The organism is Mesorhizobium erdmanii USDA 3471 (assembly GCF_000472705.1).
Classification (GTDB): domain Bacteria; phylum Pseudomonadota; class Alphaproteobacteria; order Rhizobiales; family Rhizobiaceae; genus Mesorhizobium; species Mesorhizobium erdmanii.
On record NZ_KI421455.1, the window covers coordinates 363,047 to 378,530 of the forward strand.

Annotated in this window: 18 protein-coding genes and 1 tRNA gene; 9 read left to right on the forward strand and 10 right to left on the reverse strand. The window is 62.1% G+C overall.

Annotation, left to right across the window (positions count from 1 at the left end; genetic code table 11):
* Positions 1 to 6: 6 nt before the first annotated feature.
* Together ppaT and pldH are read left to right on the forward strand one after the other, a co-directional pair.
* On the forward strand, positions 7 to 1,185 hold the full coding sequence (gene ppaT, locus A3AU_RS0134440) for a pyridoxamine--pyruvate transaminase (protein ID WP_027056914.1): 1,179 nt from the start codon (positions 7 to 9) through the stop codon (positions 1,183 to 1,185).
* Between the two features lie 33 nt (positions 1,186 to 1,218).
* Complete coding sequence (gene pldH / locus A3AU_RS0134445) at positions 1,219 to 1,965, forward strand: pyridoxal 4-dehydrogenase, SDR-type (protein WP_027056915.1); 747 nt, start codon at positions 1,219 to 1,221, stop codon at positions 1,963 to 1,965.
* Between the two features lie 317 nt (positions 1,966 to 2,282).
* Here the strand turns inward: pldH and A3AU_RS0134450 are convergent.
* Positions 2,283 to 2,359, reverse strand: a tRNA-Met gene (locus A3AU_RS0134450).
* A gap of 240 nt (positions 2,360 to 2,599) precedes the next feature.
* Between A3AU_RS0134450 and A3AU_RS0134455 the strand changes: the two genes are divergently transcribed.
* Positions 2,600 to 3,559 (forward strand): Gfo/Idh/MocA family protein, encoded by a 960-nt coding sequence (locus A3AU_RS0134455; protein WP_027056916.1) that lies wholly within the window; start codon positions 2,600 to 2,602, stop codon positions 3,557 to 3,559.
* 63 nt (positions 3,560 to 3,622) lie between these two features.
* Here A3AU_RS0134455 and mnmA read toward each other — a convergent pair whose 3' ends face one another.
* Positions 3,623 to 4,813: a tRNA 2-thiouridine(34) synthase MnmA gene (gene mnmA / locus A3AU_RS0134460; protein WP_027056917.1), complete on the reverse strand. Its 1,191-nt coding sequence runs from the start codon at positions 4,811 to 4,813 to the stop codon at positions 3,623 to 3,625.
* 289 nt (positions 4,814 to 5,102) lie between these two features.
* On the opposite strand from mnmA, the gene sciP reads away from it, so the two are divergent.
* Positions 5,103 to 5,378, forward strand: a complete 276-nt coding sequence (sciP, locus tag A3AU_RS0134465; protein ID WP_006203587.1) for a CtrA inhibitor SciP — start codon at positions 5,103 to 5,105, stop codon at positions 5,376 to 5,378.
* Between the two features lie 69 nt (positions 5,379 to 5,447).
* Here sciP and A3AU_RS0134470 read toward each other — a convergent pair whose 3' ends face one another.
* Entirely contained in the window at positions 5,448 to 6,374 is a 927-nt protein-coding gene (locus tag A3AU_RS0134470) for an NADP-dependent oxidoreductase (protein WP_027056918.1), read from the reverse strand.
* 90 nt (positions 6,375 to 6,464) lie between these two features.
* On the opposite strand from A3AU_RS0134470, the gene A3AU_RS0134475 reads away from it, so the two are divergent.
* Positions 6,465 to 6,863, forward strand: coding sequence for a winged helix-turn-helix transcriptional regulator (locus A3AU_RS0134475; protein ID WP_027056919.1), 399 nt, complete (start codon positions 6,465 to 6,467; stop codon positions 6,861 to 6,863).
* Positions 6,864 to 6,983: 120 nt separating this feature from the next.
* On the opposite strand, the gene A3AU_RS0134480 is transcribed toward A3AU_RS0134475, so the two are convergent.
* Complete coding sequence (locus A3AU_RS0134480; RefSeq protein WP_027056920.1) at positions 6,984 to 7,361, reverse strand: flagellar export protein FliJ; 378 nt, start codon at positions 7,359 to 7,361, stop codon at positions 6,984 to 6,986.
* 451 nt (positions 7,362 to 7,812) lie between these two features.
* Here A3AU_RS0134480 and ctrA point away from each other — a divergent pair, with 451 nt between their 5' ends.
* Complete coding sequence (ctrA, locus tag A3AU_RS0134485; protein WP_006203583.1) at positions 7,813 to 8,508, forward strand: response regulator transcription factor CtrA; 696 nt, start codon at positions 7,813 to 7,815, stop codon at positions 8,506 to 8,508.
* Between the two features lie 100 nt (positions 8,509 to 8,608).
* Here ctrA and A3AU_RS0134490 read toward each other — a convergent pair whose 3' ends face one another.
* Both A3AU_RS0134490 and chpT read right to left on the reverse strand, forming a co-directional pair.
* Complete coding sequence (locus A3AU_RS0134490; RefSeq protein WP_013893382.1) at positions 8,609 to 8,977, reverse strand: response regulator; 369 nt, start codon at positions 8,975 to 8,977, stop codon at positions 8,609 to 8,611.
* Between the two features lie 245 nt (positions 8,978 to 9,222).
* The gene (gene chpT, locus A3AU_RS0134495; RefSeq protein WP_027056921.1) at positions 9,223 to 9,852 is read right to left on the reverse strand and encodes a histidine phosphotransferase ChpT; all 630 of its coding nucleotides are present in this window, start codon (positions 9,850 to 9,852) and stop codon (positions 9,223 to 9,225) included.
* Positions 9,853 to 10,241: 389 nt separating this feature from the next.
* On the opposite strand from chpT, the gene A3AU_RS0134500 reads away from it, so the two are divergent.
* The 3 genes from A3AU_RS0134500 (at position 10,242) to A3AU_RS0134510 (ending at position 12,414) form a co-directional block, all read left to right on the forward strand.
* Positions 10,242 to 10,778, forward strand: a complete 537-nt coding sequence (locus tag A3AU_RS0134500; RefSeq protein ID WP_244277619.1) for a DUF1134 domain-containing protein — start codon at positions 10,242 to 10,244, stop codon at positions 10,776 to 10,778.
* Positions 10,779 to 10,937: 159 nt separating this feature from the next.
* Positions 10,938 to 12,098 carry a coiled-coil domain-containing protein gene (locus tag A3AU_RS0134505; protein ID WP_027056923.1) on the forward strand — a complete coding sequence of 387 codons (1,161 nt, stop codon included), beginning with the start codon at positions 10,938 to 10,940 and terminating at the stop codon, positions 12,096 to 12,098.
* Positions 12,099 to 12,156: 58 nt separating this feature from the next.
* On the forward strand, positions 12,157 to 12,414 hold the full coding sequence (locus A3AU_RS0134510) for a hypothetical protein (RefSeq protein WP_027056924.1): 258 nt from the start codon (positions 12,157 to 12,159) through the stop codon (positions 12,412 to 12,414).
* Here A3AU_RS0134510 and A3AU_RS0134515 read toward each other — a convergent pair.
* The 4 genes from A3AU_RS0134515 to A3AU_RS0134530 form a co-directional block, all read right to left on the reverse strand.
* Positions 12,396 to 13,193, reverse strand: coding sequence for a TrmH family RNA methyltransferase (locus A3AU_RS0134515; protein ID WP_027056925.1), 798 nt, complete (start codon positions 13,191 to 13,193; stop codon positions 12,396 to 12,398). The two genes, A3AU_RS0134510 and A3AU_RS0134515, sit on opposite strands and share 19 nt — an antisense overlap.
* Positions 13,194 to 13,294: 101 nt before the next feature.
* Positions 13,295 to 13,639, reverse strand: coding sequence for an ArsR/SmtB family transcription factor (locus A3AU_RS0134520; protein ID WP_027056926.1), 345 nt, complete (start codon positions 13,637 to 13,639; stop codon positions 13,295 to 13,297).
* 155 nt (positions 13,640 to 13,794) lie between these two features.
* Positions 13,795 to 14,574 carry a HugZ family pyridoxamine 5'-phosphate oxidase gene (locus tag A3AU_RS0134525; RefSeq protein WP_027056927.1) on the reverse strand — a complete coding sequence of 260 codons (780 nt, stop codon included), beginning with the start codon at positions 14,572 to 14,574 and terminating at the stop codon, positions 13,795 to 13,797.
* Between the two features lie 118 nt (positions 14,575 to 14,692).
* Positions 14,693 to 15,454 carry a 3-hydroxyacyl-CoA dehydrogenase gene (locus A3AU_RS0134530; protein WP_027056928.1) on the reverse strand — a complete coding sequence of 254 codons (762 nt, stop codon included), beginning with the start codon at positions 15,452 to 15,454 and terminating at the stop codon, positions 14,693 to 14,695.
* Positions 15,455 to 15,484: the final 30 nt, after the last annotated feature.

Consider the following 15,484-nt stretch of genomic DNA (forward strand, 5'->3'; position numbering starts at 1 on the left):
AAGACCATGCGCTATTCCGACCATGCCGAACCGGTCATCACGCTGACCGCAGGGCCGGTGAACGCCTATCCTGACGTACTGCGCGGCCTCGGCCGCACCGTGCTCTACGACTACGACCCAGCGTTCCAGCTCTTCTACGAGAAGGTGATCGGCAAGGCGCAGAAGGCCATGCGGCTGTCGAACAGGCCGGTCATCCTGCATGGCGAGCCGGTGCTTGGCCTGGAGGCTGCCGCCGCCTCGCTGATCGCGCCCGACGACGTCGTGCTCAACCTGGCCTCCGGCGTCTACGGCAAAGGGTTTGGCTATTGGGCGAAACGCTATTCGCCACACCTGCTCGAGATCGAAGTGCCCTACAACGAGGCGATCGACCCGCTGGCGGTCGCTGCAATGCTGAAGGCACATCCCGAAATCACCGTCGTTTCCGTCTGCCACCACGACACGCCGTCTGGCACCATCAATCCGATCGACGCCATTGGCGCCCTGGTTTCGGCGCATGGCGGTTATCTCATCGTCGACGCCGTTTCTTCCTTCGGCGGCATGAAGACGCATCCCGAGGATTGCAAGGCCGATATCTATGTCACCGGTCCCAACAAATGCCTCGGCGCGCCTCCCGGCCTCACGATGATGGGCGTCAGCGAGCGGGCCTGGGCCAAGATGAAGGCCAATCCCCTGGCGCCGCGCGCATCGATGCTGAGCATCGTCGACTGGGAAAATGCGTGGTCGAGGGATGAACCGTTTCCGTTCACGCCGTCCGTCTCCGAGATGAGCGGCCTCGACGTCGCGCTCGACCTCTACCTTGGTGAGGGGCCGGAGGCGGTGTGGGCGCGCCACGCGCTCACCGCCAAGGCCATGCGCGCGGGCGTCGCCGCGATGGGCCTGTCGATCTGGGCGGCCAGCGACACGATCGCGTCGCCAACCACGACCGCTGTCCGCACGCCTGAAGGCGTCGACGAGAAGGCGCTTCGCCAAGCCGCGCGGGCGCGCTACGGCGTGGTGTTCTCGTCGGGGCGCGGCGAGACATTGGGCAAGCTGACGCGCATTGGCCACATGGGACCGACCGCCCAGCCGATCTATGCGATCGCGGCGCTGACGGCGCTTGGCGGCGCCATGAACGCTGCCGGACAGAGACTTGCGGTCGGCAAGGGCGTCGACGCGGCGCTGACCGTCATCGACGCCGACGCTTGAACCATCAGATCACGGGATTGAGGGAGCATTTTTATGAGTGAACGGCTTGCGGGAAAGACGGCCCTGGTGACGGGCGCCGCACAGGGCATCGGCAAGGCGATCGCGACGCGGCTGGCGGCCGACGGCGCGACCGTCATCGTCAGCGATATCAATGTGGAGGGGAGCAAGGCGGCAGCCGCATCGATCGGCGGCAAGGCGAAGGCGATGGCCGCCGACATTTCCGATCCGGCATCGGTCAAGGCACTGTTTGCCGAAATACAGGCACTGACCGGCGGCGTCGATATCCTGGTCAACAACGCCAGCATCGTGCCGTTCATCGCCTGGGACGACGTCGACCTCGACCATTGGCGCAAGATTATCGACGTCAACTTGACGGGTACTTTCATCGTTACCCGCGCGGCGACGGACCAGATGCGGGCGATGAACAAGGCTGGACGCGTGATCAGCATCGCCTCCAACACTTTCTTCGCCGGCACGCCCAACATGGCGGCCTATGTCGCGGCCAAGGGCGGCGTCATCGGCTTCACCAGGGCGCTGGCGACCGAGCTTGGCAAGTACAACATCACGGCGAACGCGGTGACGCCGGGCCTGATCGAAAGCGACGGTGTCAAGGCAAGCCCGCACAACGAGGCGTTCGGTTTCGTCGAGATGCTGCAGGCGATGAAGGGCAAGGGCCAGCCCGAACATATCGCCGATGTCGTATCGTTCCTGGCGAGCGAAGACGCCCGCTGGATCACCGGCCAGACACTGAATGTCGACGCTGGAATGGTCAGGCACTAAACGAGATATAGCGGTTCGTCGTTTCCGTGAAACGACGAACCGCTATGGCGGCAATCGTCAAATCGATAGGCACGGGGATAGCGACCCGCCTAGGACTATGTGAATTGAATCGACTCGAACGAAGGCGGGCTTTTCCATACCCGTTCGACAAGACGATGCGCAGCCCATGGCTTGCCTGCACCTTCGGCCGGGCAGTCAGGTTTGACACAATGTCAGCAGATGCGCATGACCTCGAGCATTGAGATCATTTTGCATTTCCAGCGAGGCGCTGACATCCGGCCAGCAATTTCGCTATGATTCAATGTCCTATATGGATTTGGTAGCGGGAGAGGGACTTGAACCCCCGACCCCAGGATTATGATTCCCGTGCTCTAACCAACTGAGCTACCCCGCCAGGGCGGCGACAGGCCCGAAATCCTCCTCAAATGGAAAGGCATTTCGAGGCGTTCGCCAAGGTCGCGCGGATATAAGGTTGGGAGGGCGAGCCTGTCAAGCTTCGAAGCATTCCATATCACCGCATATTCTCATTGCCGAAAAAGCTTTGCCGTGCCGACATCTGGTTGCAACCGCCGGGGTTGAGTTCGAACGGGCACGTCGCTATGTCTCGGCCACGAGTTTTTAGAGTTTGAAACAGATGAAGCCGCGCATTGCAGTCCTCGGTTGCGGATACTGGGGCTCAAACCATATCCGCACCCTCAAGGCGCTCGGCGCGCTGCATGCGGTTTCCGACGCCAATAAGGCGCGAGCCGAAGGTTTTGCCAGCGAACAGGACTGCCTGGCGATCGAGCCTGACCATTTGTTTGGCCGGGACGATATCGACGCCATCGTCATGGCCTTGCCGCCGCAGTTCCATGCCGACCTTGCCGTACGCGCCGCTGAAAATGGCAAGGACGTGCTGGTTGAAAAGCCGATCGCGCTGACGGTGCCGGACGCCGAGCGCGCGGTGCAGGCAGCCAAGGACAATGGCCGTGTCTTCATGGTCGGCCACGTCCTGCGTTTCCATCCCGCTTTCGAGACGCTGAAGGGGCTGATCGACAAGGGCGAACTCGGCGAGGTCCGCTACATCCATTCGCACCGGCTTGGCCTCGGCAAGTTCCACACCGAGAACGATGCGCTGTGGGATCTGGCGCCGCACGATCTGTCGATGATCCTGGCCATTACCGGCACCGAGCCGATCGAGGTGCGCGGCGAGGGGGCGGCGCTGCTCGACAGCCTCAGCGATTTCGCGCATCTGCACATGCGCTTCCCCAACGGCCTGCGCAGCCATCTCTTCGCGTCGCGGCTCAATCCATACCGCGAACGTCGGCTGACCGTGGTCGGCACCAAGGCGATGGCGGTTTTCGACGATGTCGAGCCGTGGGAGCGCAAGCTTGCCGTCTACCGCCACGCGGTCTGGCAGGACAGCGGCCAGTGGGCTTTCACCACCAACGAGCCGTCCTATGTCGCCGTCGCGCAAGGCATGCCGCTGACGCGCGAACTGGAGCATTTCATCCAGTGCATCGAGACGCGGGCTGAACCGCGCACCAGCGGCGAGGAAGCGATCAGGGTGCTGCGCATCCTGACGGCGGGCACGGTCACCCACACGAAGTCCTGAGACGTTTTGGAAGTTCTGCTCCGGCGGCCATCGCCAGAGTGGATTTCGAACAGCGCCGAGGATTTACTCGGCGGGAACCTGCGCTGGCCGAGCGGCAAGCCGGCTCAGCATGGCCTCGGCTTCGGCGCCGCGCTCGGAGCGCTCGATGAAGCCGCCGCCGAAGACACGGGCCTCGTTGCCGTCGTCGGAATAGAGCACGCAGGCCTGTCCAGGGGCGATGCCGGACTCGCCGTCGGCCAGTTCGACCGACGTCACGCCTGCGATGTGACGCAGCACCGCCGGACGCGGCGGCCGGGTCGAGCGTACCTTGGCGAACAGCTCGAGGCCGCCGGTCGGAACATCGGCGAGCGGTCCGTCGCCAAGCCAGTTCATGTTGCGCAGATAGATCTTGTGCGTCTCCAGCGCCTCGCGCGGGCCGACAACGACGCGGGCCCGTTCGGCGTCGAGATGGACGACATAGAGCGGCTCACCCGACGCGATGCCGATGCCGCGGCGCTGGCCGATCGTGTAGCGCAATATGCCCTCATGGCGGCCGAGCACGCGGCCGTCGATGTGGACGATGTCGCCCGGATTGGCGGCGGCCGGCCTCAGCTTGGCAATGATGTCGGAATATTTGCCCTGCGGCACGAAGCAGATGTCCTGGCTGTCCTGCTTGGCGGCAACCGTCAGTCCCATCTCCTCGGCAATGGCGCGGACCTGCGGCTTCGAAAGGCCGCCCAGGGGAAAGCGCAGATAGTCGATCTGCGCCTGCGTGGTGGCGAAGAGGAAATAGCTCTGATCGCGGTCGGCATCGACCGGCCGGTAGAGCGCGCGGTGGGCACCATTGGCGCCGGAACGGATATAGTGGCCGGTGGCAAGGGCATCGGCGCCCAGGTCCTTGGCGGTGGCCAGGAGATCGGCGAACTTCACCGTCTGGTTACACGAGACGCAAGGGATGGGGGTCTCGCCGGCGACATAGCTCTCGGCGAAGGGGTCGATGACCGCCTTGCGGAAGCGCTCCTCGTAATCGAGCACATAGTGGGGAATGCCCAGCGTCTCGGAGACGCGGCGCGCATCGTCGATGTCCTGTCCGGCGCAGCATGAGCCGGCCCGGTGCGTTGCCGCACCGTGATCGTAGAGTTGCAAGGTGACGCCGACGACATCATAGCCTTCGCGCTTCAGCAGGCCGGCGACCACGGACGAATCCACGCCGCCCGACATGGCGACGACGATGCGGGTGTTTTCGGGACGTCCGGGAAGGTCGAGACTGTTCATGATGCTTTCATTCTGCGTGGCGTCTCAATGCCAATGTCGAGAATATAGGTCAAGCTTTGCGGCGGCGCCAGCTTGCGGACCCATTCCCTCATAGCCTCGGATTTTCGCAAGCTAGTGTATTTCTTCGCGCTAAATCACGGCTTGAGGGCCGATGAATCAAATGCCCGCGAAAAGACTAACGCGGCGTTCACGATCCTTACCTAGTCATTAGGGTCTGCTTAGGCAATTTTTAAAGCTGTGGCGGTAACGTGGCGGGGATTGGGTCTTTGAGTTTTTTGTAGAGAGTACGATGACCGATCTGGTTAGACCTAGAGTGAAGTATGTTATCGGGCCTGACGGCAGCCCACTTACGATTGCCGATCTGCCGCCGACGAACACGCGTCGCTGGGTTATCCGGCGCAAGGCGGAAGTGGTCGCGGCGGTGCGGGGCGGGCTTTTGAGCCTCGAAGAGGCATGCCAGCGCTATAAGCTGACCACCGAGGAATTCCTGTCCTGGCAGGCGTCGATCGACGAATATGGCCTTGCCGGGCTGCGCACAACGCGCATCCAGCAATACCGGCACTAGAACCGGTCTAAATTGCATCAAAGGGCGCGGCATGCCGCGCCCTTAAGTTTTCGAAGCAACCGTCGGCGCTCAGGCCGTAAGCACCACCTTGCCGATCGGCCTGGTGGCGAGAAACGCATGGGCGGCCCCCGCCTGTTCGAGCGGAAAGCTCTTCGCCACGTGGACGATGAGCTTGTTCTGATCGATCAGCCGGCCAAGTTCCACCAGGCCTTCGCGATCAGGCACGACGGACATGCGCTCGACCCGGATGCCGCGTGCGCTAGCCTGCGCCCTGGTGGCATCATTCACGTTCAGCAAGGACACCAGCACGCCGCCGTTCCTGATTACCCGCAGCGAGCGATCGGCATGCTCGCCGCCCACCGGCTCCAGCACCAAGTCGATATCGCTGACTTGGCTGGTAAAGTCGCCCTTGGTGTAGTCGATGACCTCGTCGGCGCCGAGCTTGCGCACAAAATCGAGCTTGTTGGGGCTGGCGGTGGCGATGACGTAAGCGCCGCGCGCCTTGGCGATCTGCACCGCCAGATGGCCGACGCCGCCAGCCGCCGCATGCACCAGCACGCGCTGGCCCGATCGCAACGCGCCGTGCCTGACAAGGCCTTGCCAGGCGGTCAGGCCGGCCAGCGGCAATGCGCCTGCGTGGATGTGGTCCGCCGCCTTCGGCTTCAGCGCGATCTCGTCGGCTGGCACCGCGGCCAACTCGGCGTAAGCCGCCGCCTGCTTGGGGAAGCGCGGCATGCCGAACACTTCGTCGTCGATCTTGAGGCCACCGACGCCGGCGCCCAGCGCTACGACGGTTCCCGACATATCCCAGCCAAGGATGAAGGGAGGCTCACCGAGCAGTGGATAATAGCCGGCCCGGACAGCGCCATCGACCGGGTTGATGCCGGCTGCCCGGACGCGAATCAGCACCTCGCCGTCTTTGGGCGAAGGGTCGGGCTGATCGGCAATGACGAGAACGTCGGGTCCACCGACGGAAGCCTGAGTAACGGCACGCATGGCGAGGTCTCCTGATTGGTGAGTACCGCTATCATTTGGATAGTAATGTTCCCTTGTCCAGTATGTACCTTATCGATATATAGGTACCCCATGGATAGTGAAGATAACTCCTCCTTTGGCTACGACGCGTTCCGGCGGACATGTCCGTCGCACACCGTGCTGGAGATGCTGGCCAGCAAGTGGGTCTATCTGGTCGTCTGCGCGTTGCGCAAAGGCCGGTTGCGCAATGGCGAGCTTGCCCGCAAGCTCGAGGGCATCACGCCCAAGATGCTGACGCAGACATTGCGTGTGCTGGAACGCGACGGCCTGGTGCGGCGCGAGGTCTTCCCGGTCATTCCGCCGCGCGTCGAATATGAATTGACCGAACTCGGCCAGAACCTGGCGGGACTGCTTACCCAGATCAGGTCATGGGCGGAACAGCACGCGCCGGACATCAAGGATGCCCGGGCGCGGGCAACCGCCGCGAATGAAGGGGAGTGGGCAGCCTGAAGGCGGATGCTTCCTGCTCGAGCGAGCTTGGCCCTACTCAACCGGCTTGGCCGGGGGCCTGACTGGAAGTCGGCATATCGCGCCCGCCCAAATGGCAAGCGCACTATCTGTAGCTCGGTGTCAGCCGATCATGGCGCTGCGGCCGCCGGTTTCGGCCTCGCGAACCTTGGTGTCGCGCGATTCCAGCATTTCGGCCTTGGAAAGCTCCGCTTCAGCTTCGCCGAGTAATGATTCGGCAGCGCTTCGCTGTTGGGCGAGGTCGCTTTGCGAATTTCTGAGGTTGTCGCGGCGCAAGCGTGCCGCCTTGGCGAAGGTCGGATAGGCGAAATGATTGATGTCGGTGATGCCGGCTTTCTTTTCCTCGGCGGTGATCTGAAGCTCCAGTTCGACGGCCATGCGTTCGAACTCGGCAATCATCATGTCGAGCTGCAGCAGCTGCCGCCGCTTCTCATTCACCTGAAACTGTTTCAGCCGAACGAGGTGTTCACGTGACTTCATGATTCGGTACTCCCGGAAACGCACACCCGCACATATCGTCCAAACCACCTGGAAAGGCCCAGGCACTGCCCGTGTCCACCGGCTTTCCCCCTACTATGGGAAACAAAACCCTAAAGTTTTTTGCCGGCGGTAACCATTCGTTTACGGGCATTGTTAATCATACGGGTCAGGACTTAAGGCCGGGTAAAAATTCCGGCCGCCGAAGCGAAGGCGCGTCGATGAGTCCCTGGAGTCGCTTAGTCCAGGTTGTTAATGTGTTGCATTAGGGATTTGGGTCTGGGATTCGTTATTAGATTCAAGAGGGTGTAGAAAGAGGTTAAAAAATCTGGTACCGTCGTGGGCGGGAAATTAGATTTTGTTAACCATTTCATGGCAGCCTCTGCACAAGGCAACCACTGCTCCGGTTCCGGACGGGTCGTGAAATGGTCCGGCAGCAGAAAAGGGGAATTAAATGCGTGTTCTGCTGATAGAAGATGACAGTGCAACCGCACAGAGCATCGAACTGATGCTGAAATCGGAAAGTTTCAATGTCTATACGACGGACCTCGGCGAAGAGGGTGTCGATCTGGGCAAGCTCTACGATTACGACATCATCCTTCTCGATCTCAACCTGCCCGACATGTCCGGCTATGAGGTGTTGAGAACGCTTCGCCTGTCCAAGGTAAAGACGCCTATCCTCATCCTCTCGGGCATGGCCGGCATCGAGGACAAGGTACGCGGCCTTGGCTTCGGCGCCGACGACTACATGACCAAGCCGTTCCACAAGGACGAGCTGGTGGCGCGCATCCATGCCATCGTGCGACGCTCCAAGGGTCACGCCCAGTCGGTCATCACCACCGGTGACCTGGTGGTCAACCTCGACGCCAAGACCGTTGAAGTCGGCGGCCAGCGTGTGCATCTCACCGGCAAGGAATACCAGATGCTGGAGCTGCTCTCGCTGCGCAAGGGCACCACGCTCACCAAGGAAATGTTCCTCAACCACCTCTATGGCGGCATGGACGAGCCGGAACTGAAGATCATCGACGTCTTCATCTGCAAGCTGCGCAAGAAGCTCGACGCCGCGTCCGGTGGTCAGAACTATATCGAGACGGTCTGGGGCCGCGGCTATGTGCTGCGCGAACCCGAGGATATCCGCGTCAGCGCCTGAGCGGCGAGCGCCGCCCGATTTTCGTCATCCACGACAAAGAACCCGGCCTCGGCCGGTTTTTTTGTCGTGGTTCTGCAGTGAGAATGGGCTGCCGTCGTTTTCAGGCGGCGATTTTCAGCGCGCGAAAGCGCTCGAGCAGCTGCGGGCGATTGAACGGCTTCAGAAGATAGCCCTGGGCGCCGGCGCGCTTGGCCCGCATGATCGAGGCGATATCGAGCTCGACCAGCGAGATCAGAATCTGCGGCCTTATCGGGCTTTCCATGGCGCGCACGCGGCGGATGAGGTCAACAGCCTGCACGTCCGGCAAGGCGCCGTCGACGACGATGATGTCGGGCATGTCGGCGGCGCACATCTCCAGTGCATCAAGCCCGCTGGCTGCCTCGATGATCATCATGTCGGAACCGCCCAGGATGCGTTTTGCAACCTTCCTGATGACGCTTGAATCGTCGACGAACATGCAGCGTTTCATTTCCGGGTCCTCTTTGCCCTTGGGCAATCCGGTCGTGCGGGCATCTGCCGAGCACCCTAGACCGATCTGGTAAAGAACCCGAAAATCCATTAGGTAAAATTTTTGTCAACAAGACGCCGGGAAGGCTTTTCTTCCCATCTGCTTCGACGCAGCCGATCGAGAGAAGCTCAACGCGTCCGATCAAGCCATCACGGCAATATTACGGCGCTGAAATACTTTGCGCTCCCGGAAAATCCGCCGGATGCTCAGGCCGCCGAAAGCACGATTTCTTCCGCTGTCGCATGGATCGATATCGTCATGCCGGCCTCTCGGGCCAGAAGCAGCGTGTAGTATGGCTGCACCGAATGCGCATCGATCGGCTCTTCCGGCTTGTGGCCGGAATGCAGTTCGAGGAATTTCGGCGGCACGCGCAGCATCGGGCCGCTCGCCGAAAGGGAGATGCGCGGCTCGGTGTCGAGATTCTCGAGGGTGACGGCCAGCTTGCCGCCGCGCGGAATGGCGGCGTTGGCGACCAGGATCAGATTGAGCAGCAGCTTGACCTTGTTTTTGGGCAGCAGCGCGCGAGCTCCGTTCCAGGTCAGTTCCGGCTTTTCATTCTTGAGGAAGGCAATGGCCACCGCCTCCGCGTCGCCGGTGTCGATCAGCATGCCGGCGGAGCCCGCCGCGCCGAAGGCTATGCGGGCGAACTGCAACCGGGCCGAGGCGTTCCTGGCGCTCTGGCGGATGAGCCGCATGGCATCTTCGTCGGCGCCGCCCTCGTCAAGCAGTTCGAGCCCGTTGTTGATCGCGCCGACCGGCGAGATGATATCGTGGCAGACGCGGCTGCACAGAAGCGCCGCGAGATCAGGCGCGGAAAGGGTGAACAGATCGGCCATCGGTGAAAATCCCTGCAAAATTCCACAATTCGTGGCCAAGCGATTGATTGTCGTGCCCGCCCAACACGAATCATGCTCAAACCCGAGGCTTTCTGAATACACAGCACTCGTACGTACAGCAACAAAACCAAAATTTTCGTTGGGGCAAATGGCGCGTTCGCGCAGGCTCCGGCGCCCCGTGATCCCAAAAGCCAGCCTTCGAACCGCCATCTTCCTGTGGGAGTTAATGGTTGAAAAAGGATTACGGCATAGTTTGCCCCTAACAGTCATCCTTAACGGCCGCCTAAAGAGCCGGACCGGATGCGAGGCGTCGGCGAAAGTGCTTCATGACGGAGATTGGAAGCATGTTTTCCCGATTCTATGACCGGAGTTTCCTCCGCGTCCTCTCAATGGCGATCACGCTCATGGGCGTTCTCGTCTTTTCCACCTCAGCCCTGCGGGCCCAGGAATATACCGCTCAGGAGATTATCGATTCCGGTCATAAGTTCTTCGGCGCGACATCGGGTGGGCTTGCCACCGTCGTCGAGAAGATCTTCGCCTCCTACGGCCTGCCCAATGGCTATCTACTTGGCGAGGAGGGGTCGGGCGCGCTGATCGGCGGGCTGACCTATGGCGAAGGCACGCTCTACACCAAGAATGCCGGCGACCACAAAGTGTTCTGGCAAGGCCCATCGCTGGGCTGGGATTTCGGCGGCGAGGGGTCCCGGGTGATGATGCTGGTCTACAATCTCGATGATGTCAGCAACCTCTACAACCGCTATGGCGGCGTCGCCGGCTCGGCCTATGTGGTGGCGGGCGTCGGCTTCAATGTGCTGAAGAACAACAACGTGCTCCTGGTGCCGATCCGCACCGGCGTCGGCGCGCGGCTCGGAGTCAATCTTGGCTATTTGAAGCTGACCGAGCGGGCGACCTGGAATCCGTTCTGATTCCCATCCATCCTGACCGCAATGCCAACTTTTCCATGGGAATTGTAGACCTGTGACCCTCCACGCGCCGCGGCAAGCCCTTGCCGCAGCGCCGGATTTCCGCCATGCCAGTATGATGCGGTTCAGTCCAAGCGGTTGCCGCCGATAGCGGGTTGTCCTTTGGTTCAGTCGGTCCTGTTCTTTGCCCTTGGCTTTCTGTGCGCCGGCTTTCTGGCGCTGATGGTGGCTCCAGCCGTCTGGCGGCGTGCCGTCGCGCTGACCCGCAGGCGGATCGAGGCGTCCATCCCGTTGACGCAGACCGAAATTCAGGCCGACAAGGACCGCATTCGGGCCGAGTACGCCATGGCCACGCGCCGCCTCGAAATGAACGTCAAGGCGCTGCGCGAAAAGGCGGCCGAACAACTGGTCGAGATCAATCGAGGCCGCGAGGCGTTGAAGGGGCTGGCAGTCGAGCGCACGGACAAGAACCACGCGCTCGCTGAACTCGGCGCCAAGAACGAGGCGCTGCGGCAGCGCGAAGAGGAGTTGCACCAGCTTTCGGAGCGGCTCAAGGAAACCGAACGCAAGCTGGAGAAGCGGGCGCTCGAGCTCGAAAAGCTGGAGCACATGTACGACGATGCCAGTTTTTCCTCCTCCAGCCGGCAGATCGAGCTCGTGGCGCGGGAATCTGAGCTGCAGAAGCTTGCGGGCGACATCTCGCTGCTGCGCGGCCAGCGCAAGGAGACGGATCGGCGCCATCAGGAGATCGCGGCCGAAAGCAAGGCCGCGCGCGATGCGTTGAAGGTCGAGAAGAAACGGGTGGCCGAACTCGACAAGAAGGTCGAACGGCTGCTGGCAACGCTGGCTGATCGCGAGGACAAGCTCGATCGCCGCGAAAAGGAGCTGGCGCGTATGCGCGAAAAGGTGAAGGCCGAGGACGGTGCAACGGCCTTGCGGCTGGTCGGCAAGCCAGATGAGATGGTCAGGCATGACGAGGCCAAGAATGACGAGGCTAGGCAGCGCGATGATCTGGATCAGGCGATCGCCAAGCTCGACAACGATCGCGAGCGGCTGGAGGCCAGGCTGACGGCACTGGCGCGCGAGAACAAGCGGCTGAAGGCCGATCTCGGCGCCATGGCATCGTCGGGCTCAGCGAATGGCAGTGCCGCGCTACGCGAGCAGATGAACGAGCTTGCGGCGGAAGTCGTCCACCTGACGGCCAAGCTCGAGGGCCCGGATTCACCGATCGCCAAGGCGCTGGCGGCACCTCAGGATTCACGGTCCGGTGACCGCAGCCTTGCAGATCGCGTGCGAGCGCTGCAGAAGGCTGACGCCAACTGAAGCAGGTGCGTGGCCTTTGCGCTTGCGCTCATAGCATGGCGCCACCACGTTTAACGCCATGATCCTCTATGCCGTTCCTGCGATTGCCTTGCTGGCCGTCTGGCATTTTCACCCAGTGCTTCTTGCGATGCTCGATGCTGGAACGTCGCTATTCGGTGCTGCGGAAATGGCGCGTGATGCGCGATCAAGCTCTACCGGCGCCCCGGTGCCATTGGCTGACGACATGGAAACCTTCAGGATGGATGTCGCGCCGAGCGTGGCCGGTACGACGCGTATCGTCGAACTGTCCAAAGCAAGTCAGCGGTTCGAGAAATGATGCAGCGCGATGGCTGACGCGGCCGCCACGTTCAAGCTGTCGAAGCCTTCCGACATGGTGATCCGCACCGTGTGCAGCCGGTCGAGCAGGCTTTCTGGGAGGCCTTCGCCCTCGGTGCCGAGATAGAGCGCCAGGCGTGCGGCCGGGTCTGCGTCGCGTATCTCGGTTCGTCCGCGCGGCGACAGGGCGAACTGCTCAAAACCGCGTTCGGCGAGCATCGCGCTAAAGCCAGCGCTATCGGGGAAGGATGCGAACGGGATCTTGAGCGCGGCGCCGACCGAAACGCGGATCGCCTTGCGGTACAGTGGATCGCAGCATGTCGCGTCCATCAGCACCGCATCCGCGCCGAATGCGGCGGCATTGCGAAAGATCGAGCCCATATTGTCGTGGTTGGCGATGCCGACGAGCACTACAATCAAGGCCTGAGCGGGCAAGGCATCCAGCAATGGCCCGGCAGCTTGCGGTGTCTCCTTGCGGCCGATGGCCAGGATGCCGCGATGCATGTGGAAGCCGGCGATCGCGTCCATCACCGTGCTGGTGACGACGTAGACCGGCAGGTCCGCCGGCGCCTTGCGCAGGATCTCCGTCAGGCCGCTGAGCCGGTTCTCCAGGACAAGAACGGATTCGGCACTGAGCCGGCCGGACGACAGAAGCAGGTCTAGCACCACCTTGCCTTCGGCGACGAAACGACCTTGCCGGCCGGCGAGATCGCGTTCGCGGATATCGAGATAGCCGGCGACCCTGGGATCGCGCGGGTCGTCAATGCGAATTGGGTCCATATCCTCCGCTCAAAAATCGAGAGCGCGGCATGCATCGAAAGAGACACACAAGCCACGCTCCGGAAATCGTCAGCGAGGTAAACGGCCGCAGGCGCGTCCGGTCAAGTCCCGGCGCGGCGCAATCTCTGTGCCATCTGGGACAGGTCTTCCCTGCCGGTGCCGAAAATACCATCCAGCACGACGAGTAACTCGCGCACCGCATCGGATTTGCAGGAGTAGTAGATCATCTGACGGTCGCGGCGGGTATCCACCAGGTCGAGCGCCCGCAACTTGGCCAGATGCTGCGAGAGAGCGGATTGGCTGAGCATCACCTTTTCGGCGATCGCGCCGACCGACATTTCACCGTCGATCAGATAGCTCATGATCAACAGCCGTTTTTCGTTGCCCATCAGCATCAGAAATTCGGCAGCAGATTCTGCGTTGGCGATTAGCTTTGTCGAGACCATGAATGCCCCATGCTGTTTGCTCATCGAGGCACCATGGGGGCAATGGCGCCTGAATCCATAAAGTCACTTGCGAAAGGCAACCGACGAGTCAGCGCCATCTCCGAAAGGTAGAACATTTCTTTCAAATCTCAAGTGTTGCTTTTGATCAAATGCAATTAAGTTTCACTATCTGCCTGCCCTGCAGCCCGGCCGCTCCTCGCCATCTCGACCAGAACGGGTCGCAATTCCCGCGCCGATATCAGAGGTTGTGGAAAAAATACCCGGCAAACAATGTCTCTCGCCACCAGATCCATGCCATCGGCGTCCAAACCAGCGATGCGCCAGCCGTCGCCAGATGCCCCGCCATAACGATACGCATAAACGGCGATCGCGTCGAGATGGTCCGTGTTCATGTGTTCGATGGCGGATTGTTCGCCCGCCGCAAGCTCTTCGACGATGTGGCCGTCGGTCACGAGATCGGAGCGATCGAGCAGATAGGCCTTGCCGAAGCCGCCATTGAGGCTCGCACGTTGTGGCTCGAGGCGAAAGATCGAGAAATCGCCGAGCCCGACATAGAGGCTCGCCTTGGGATTGCGGTTGAGATAACGGCGCTCGGCACGGCCATGCGCGTCCGAGCCGCGCTCGAGCCGCGACGCCTGGCAGGTCAACGTCAGGCGCGGATGCGCCAGCGGGTCGCCCTTGCCGGGCTCGCCGAGCAGCAGGGAGCAGCGTGGATCGGCAAGCATGGCGGGCGTATGCGCCGACAGCATCGAGACCAGGATCAGCGGCGTGCCGTCGATGTCGGTGGCGACGCCGACCCGGCTTGCCAGCGGCGAGCCGGTCTGCGGCTCCAGCACCGCCAGGGCGCCGAAGCGGGCGCTGCGCAGAAGCGTCTTCGCCAGCCGGATCGCCTCGGCGTCCGTCTCCCGGATCACGTCCTTCTTTTTTTCGTCCAAGGGTCTCGCTCTGCTACGTTGATTTCCTGTTCCACTTATAAAACGACGATGCCGGCCGGGCAGGTGGTCGATGCATGTCGTTGCCCCAAAGCCGCTCTGCGGTTCCGGGCAACATTCATTACTTCGGCGCCATGCGAATGGCGCCGTCGAGGCGGATGGTTTCGCCGTTCAGCATCTGGTTTTCGATGATGTGCAACGCAAGCGCGGCATATTCGGACGGTTCGCCGAGGCGGGACGGGAAGGGCACCGCGGCGCCGAGCGAATCCTGTACCTCCTGCGGCATGCCGGCCATCATCGGTGTCTTGAAGATGCCGGGTGCGATGGTGCAGACGCGAATGCCGGAACGGGCAAGGTCGCGCGCTACCGGCAGCGTCATGCCGACCACGCCGCCCTTGGAGGCGGAATAGGCTGCCTGGCCGATCTGGCCGTCATAGGCGGCGACCGAAGCGGTGTTGACGATGACGCCTCGCTCGCCGCCCTGCAGCGGCTCGAGCCTGGAGGCGCGGTGGGCCACGAGGCGGATCATGTTGAAGGTACCGATCAGATTGACCTCGATCACCTTGCGGTATTGATCGAGGGGATGCGGGCCGTCCTTGCCGACCGTCTTCACGCCAATGGCGATGCCGGCGCAATTGATCAGGATGCGTGGCTCCCCCAGCTTGCTTGCCGTCTCGGCGAGGGCGGCGGCGCCACTGTCGGCGCTGCTGACATCGCACTGGACGGCAATGCCGCCGATGTCGGCCGCGACCTTGGCGGCGCGGTCGATGCCGACATCGAAGATGGCGACGCGGGCCCCCTTGGCGGCAAGGGCACGCGCCGTCGCCTCGCCCAGGCCGGAGCCGCCGCCGGTCACGATCGCGATCTGGCCGTTCGTGTTCATGGCGTCATCCTCTCCTCTGAAACAGGGACG